Here is a 4,406-nt window from a genome sequence, read left to right as displayed (position 1 = left end):
CGCTTCTCCGTCGTGCTCCCCGCGCGGCCGGGCAGGCGGCGCGGCGCGCCCCGCGGAAGCCGTTGCGGCTGAACTCGCGCTCCCTTTCCCGGACCAGCTGCTCCAGCTTCCCCAGGTAGGTGGGGTCGCCGGCGCGGCTGGTGCCGAAGAGCCCGTCGCGGTCCCGGTGGGCGCCCTCGGCGGCGCCGTACAGGTTGAGCCACAGGTCCACCCGCTCGCTGAACCGCAGCACCCCGTAGAAGAGCCGCCCGCGGGTGAGCGGCATGAAGACCACGTCCAGCACCGCGGCGACGAGCGACGCCTGGAGGAGGGCGATGTCCTTGAGCGAGTCCAGTCCCAGCTTGATCTGGAACAGGATCAGGTCCCGCACCAGCACTCCACGCGTCATCTCTTCGCCGCTCATCTCGCCTCTCTCCCCCGGTGTCCGTTCTCGAAACCTGCCGCGCCGCGGTCCGTCCGCGGCATGAGGGGTCCTACGGAAGGGGAGCGGGAGAAGTTTCAGGGCGGCAGCCCTCCCGCGGCTCAGCGTCCGCCCCTGACGTACCAGGACACCTGCAGCTCGGCCGACGGGGAGGCGCCGACCCGGAGCGGCACCTGCTCCCAGCGGTCTGCGGGCCTCAGGGTTCCGAAGGCGGTGCCGAGCGCGGTGCCGCCGAGGACGATCCCGTATGCGAGCGCCGTCGGGTACGGATGCATATCGCGGTTGAAGCGCGTGTTCTGGTGGAACCGCATCGCGCCGAAGCCCAGGCCGGTGCCGGCCACGGCTCCTACCGCGCCGTAGACCACGCGGCTCCCCTTTCCGCGGCTGACCTGGAGCTCCTCCACCTCCGCGCGGAGGAGCACGTGCTGGCTCTGGCGCACGTCCACGATCAGGGTGTCTCCGGCTGTGTGCACGACCGTGGCCGCGACGTTGTCGTGCAGGCCGGCCCCGGGCGCCAGGACGCGGATCCGGGCCCCCGGCTGGAGGACGGGATCCGCCGCCTGGGCGGATCCGGGACGGGGATGGAGCAGGGCGAGGGGGATGCCCAGGAGCAGGAGTGTGCGCACGTTCGTTTCCGATGAAGGCGGCAGCGGAGTGGGAGGATCACCCCCGTGGGAATGGAGCGTAGAGGATGCCCGGCGCTCGGGTAGACCTGGACGGCTTCGAGGCGCCCCGGCGCGAGCGGCGGCTTCAGGCGATGGGGCCGAACACGGAGATCTTGTGGTCCATGATCTCCCCGTGGTAGGGCCTGCTGGTGGCCTCCGCGTTGTTGCCGGCGATCCCGATGCCACCCTTCTTGACGATCGCGAACGCGTGCCCCTTCGGATCGGAGCCGGTCTTGCCGTTCACCCCCCAGTTGACGGCGAAGTAGCGCCCGTCGCCCTGCCCCTTCATCCCGGTCTCGATGGACCAGGTCTTGTCGTCGTAGCACGCCTTGAGCCCGAGTCCCTTGAGCACCTTGTCGAGCTTGTTGATGTTCTCCAGGTCGGACGCCCGGCTGATCCACTGTTTGCTCACGAAGTGGTTGAGCGTCGCGTAGACTCCTATCCCCAGGACGCGCGAAAAGGCCATGGCCACGCAGTTCTTGTCGTACGGCAGCATGTCCTTGACGACGTGGTTGTTGAGTGTCTCCCCGGTCAGGATGGTCGCCGGCATTTCGTCTCCTCTCGAATGTGGTTCGTTCCGGATCGCGGGAGCGGTCTACCGCGCGATCCCCGCCGCCACGATCACCCCCGCCGAGGGGCTGAACCGGGTGTAGCCCCGCACCAGCTCCGCCCGCAGCCACCGCCGCCCCCCCGCCCGCACCCCCAGCCGCACCTCGCCCAGGTCCTCGTTGCCGCGGGTCGTGCGACGCGGCAGGCCGGGCACGTTGCCCACCACAGACAGGGTGGGCGACAGCACCGGAGACACCGCGTATTCCGCCGCCGCCGTGTAGACGAGCACATCCCGCTGCTCGAAGCCGGGATCGCGGCTGCCGTTGATGCTCACTCCGGCCTCGGCGGACGCGGCCAGCGCGCCGCGGTACAGCCGGCCGCCCAGGAGCGCGAAAAAGTCGGTGGCGTCGCGGTCCAGGCCCACGCGGTTGTCGGTGGTGGGGAGTCGCGTGCCGAAGCGGAGCACGGCCAGCGCGGGGGCGCGTTCCGGCGTCAGGCGCACCACGGTGCCGATGCGGAAGTCCCCGGAATCGTGCCGGCGCCCGTCGTCGTCGGGGCGCGCATCGCCGTGCGGGGCGGCGAAGGTCCGCTCATCGCGGAAGAAGCGTTGCACCGTCCCCCCCGCCTCGAGCGCCACGCGCCCGCTGCGCAGCACGAGCGAGAAGTTCCCCGCCTCCAGGAGCCGCCCCTCCACGCCGGCCAGGGAGGCGCGCTGGTCGTCGAAGGCGCCCCCGCCGACCCCCGCCACCACGGTGCGCCCATCCTCCCACACCCGCCACTCCGTGGGATCCAGCGGGCGCAGCTGCGCCTCCGCCGCACTCGCGGCGGCGAGCAGGAGCAGGGCGAGGGAGAGGGCGCGCGGCAGGGCGCGGAGAGCGGGCATGGGCGGGGAGAGCGGGAGCGGCGGGAGTGGCCGGTGGGGAGCGGGCCCGGCCCGCTCCAATCTCTCGCCTCGCCTCGCGGGAGGCAAGGTGTTCAGCCGGCGCGGTCCAGGTTCGGCAGCACCCTGGAGGCGCGGACGAGCGTCTCGTCCGGGTAGCCGAGCGCCCGCTTGAGCGCCACGTCGCGCTGGAACGGGTTCTTCTCGGCCTGGAGCGAGCGGACCCGCGCCACCCCCAGCTCGCGCACGTAGTACAGGGCCAGCGACGGGATGGGGTAGTCGCTCCCGTAGAGGGTCCGCTCCGTGAACTCCGGGTCGCGCGCCAGGCGGGGGAGGTGGGCGAAGCGGCTGGGGTTGGCGATCCCGGAGTTGTCCACCCACAGGTGCGGAAACTCGCGCAGCATCTCCCGCAGCAGGGGGAGCTGGTCCGGGTCGCCGGAAAGGTGCACGGGGACGCCGTTGTGCGCGCAGATCACCGGGACGCCCATCTCCAGCGGGAGGCGCAGGCGGCGCAGGTCGGTGAGCTCCGGCGCCACCTCCGCGAAGGTGCGCTCGCTCCCGCCCGAGTGGGAGAGGAGCGGGAGCCGCGCTTCGGCCATGCGCCGGTAGAAGGGCTGGTGGCGCCGGTCCGCCGGGTCGATCCCCATGGCCGAGGGGAGCCACTTGAGGAGCACGGCCCCGCCCTCGATGCACTCCTCCAGCCGCTCCAGCGCGTCGCGGCGGCAGGGGTTCACGGAGGGGCCGGGGAGCAGCTCGGGGTGGCGGCGCGCCGCCTCCAGCGCCCACGACGGGGGGACCACCATCTGCGAGCGCTCGCGGTCCAGCTCCCCCGCGGCGTCGTACACCCCGTCGAAGCCCAGCGCCACGGCGCGGTCCAGCTCGCTCCCGCGAACGCGCTCGGCCAGGGCCGCGGCCCACTCCTGGTCCACCGACTCGCGCATCTGCGCCTCGGTGATCCCGTACCAGCGCCGCAGGATGCGGAAGGTGTAGCGCGCCGCGAAGCGCGGGGAGAGCCAGCACCCCGAGCCGCCCGTCCCCACCCCGGCCAGGTGGACGTGGACGTCGATGCGCAGCGGAGGAGTCACGCGGCGGGCGTCCCCGCGCGGGCGGCGAGCCAGGCGGCGGCGCGCTCCGTCGCCTCCGGCGAGGACGCCGTGGAGAAGTGCGTCGCACCCGGGACCACGGCCAGCTCCGCGTCGGGGAGGCGCCGCGCCAGCTCCGCCCCGTGCGCGGCCGGGGCGATCCGGTCGCGCTCGCCGTACACCAGCAGCACGGGCACGCGGACGCGCTCCGCGGCGCTGCGCAGCTCCGTGGCGCGCAGCAGCGCGTCGAATACGGCCACGTAGTCGAAGTTCCCGGTGCGGGAGTCTCCGCGGAAGGGGTAGGCGGCGCGCTTCACCGGCCCGAACGCCGGGACCACCCCGGCCAGCCCGTAGTAGGCGCGCTGGCGCAGGGTGGCCGGGCGGAAGAAGCCGCGCAGCTCCGCGAGCGCCGTCGCCGCGGTGATGCGCACCTCCAGCGGGGTGGCGACCACCACGGCGGACTCCGCCTCCACCTCGCCCCGCGCGAGCGCGTCCAGCACCAGCGCCCCGCCCAGGCTGTGCCCCAGCAGGTGCAGCGGGAGCGCCGGCCGGTCCCGCGCCGCTTCCCGCGCCGCCGCCGCCACCGCGCCGCGGACCGTCTCCGCCCCGAAGCGGGTGGTGCTCTCCCAGCCGTTGCCGTCCAGGTCGAACGCGAAGACCTCGAACCCGCGCTCCAGGAGCGCATGGTAGAGCGCCACCAGGGGGAAGAGGGCGTCGTCGCACGCCCCGTGCGCCGCCACCACCCGCCCCCGCGGAGCGCCCCGCGGCGAAAGGCGGAAGGCCGCGACCTCGCCGCCGGCCTCCGGGCG

Annotated in this window: 6 protein-coding genes; all 6 read right to left on the bottom strand. The window is 73.7% G+C overall.

The window, feature by feature from the left end:
* Positions 1–403: hypothetical protein (locus VGR37_22630; protein HEV2150212.1), on the bottom strand; the 403-nt coding region annotated here is incomplete at its 3' end.
* Positions 404–522: 119 nt separating this feature from the next.
* Positions 523–1,047, bottom strand: a complete 525-nt coding sequence (locus VGR37_22625; protein HEV2150211.1) for a hypothetical protein — start codon at positions 1,045–1,047, stop codon at positions 523–525.
* A 124-nt stretch (positions 1,048–1,171) separates the two neighbouring features.
* Complete coding sequence (locus VGR37_22620) at positions 1,172–1,636, bottom strand: hypothetical protein (protein ID HEV2150210.1); 465 nt, start codon at positions 1,634–1,636, stop codon at positions 1,172–1,174.
* 45 nt (positions 1,637–1,681) lie between these two features.
* On the bottom strand, positions 1,682–2,518 hold the full coding sequence (locus tag VGR37_22615) for a hypothetical protein (GenBank protein HEV2150209.1): 837 nt from the start codon (positions 2,516–2,518) through the stop codon (positions 1,682–1,684).
* A 92-nt stretch (positions 2,519–2,610) separates the two neighbouring features.
* Entirely contained in the window at positions 2,611–3,600 is a 990-nt protein-coding gene (locus VGR37_22610; protein HEV2150208.1) for an amidohydrolase family protein, read from the bottom strand.
* A partial coding sequence (locus VGR37_22605) for an alpha/beta fold hydrolase (GenBank protein HEV2150207.1) occupies positions 3,597–4,406 on the bottom strand: 810 nt, incomplete at its 5' end. The genes VGR37_22605 and VGR37_22610, both read right to left, overlap by 4 nt.

This window comes from Longimicrobiaceae bacterium, from assembly GCA_035936415.1.
GTDB lineage: Bacteria > Gemmatimonadota > Gemmatimonadetes > Longimicrobiales > Longimicrobiaceae > JAFAYN01.
Note: the sequence above shows the minus strand (reverse complement) of the source record. Positions and strands in the feature narration are given on the sequence as shown.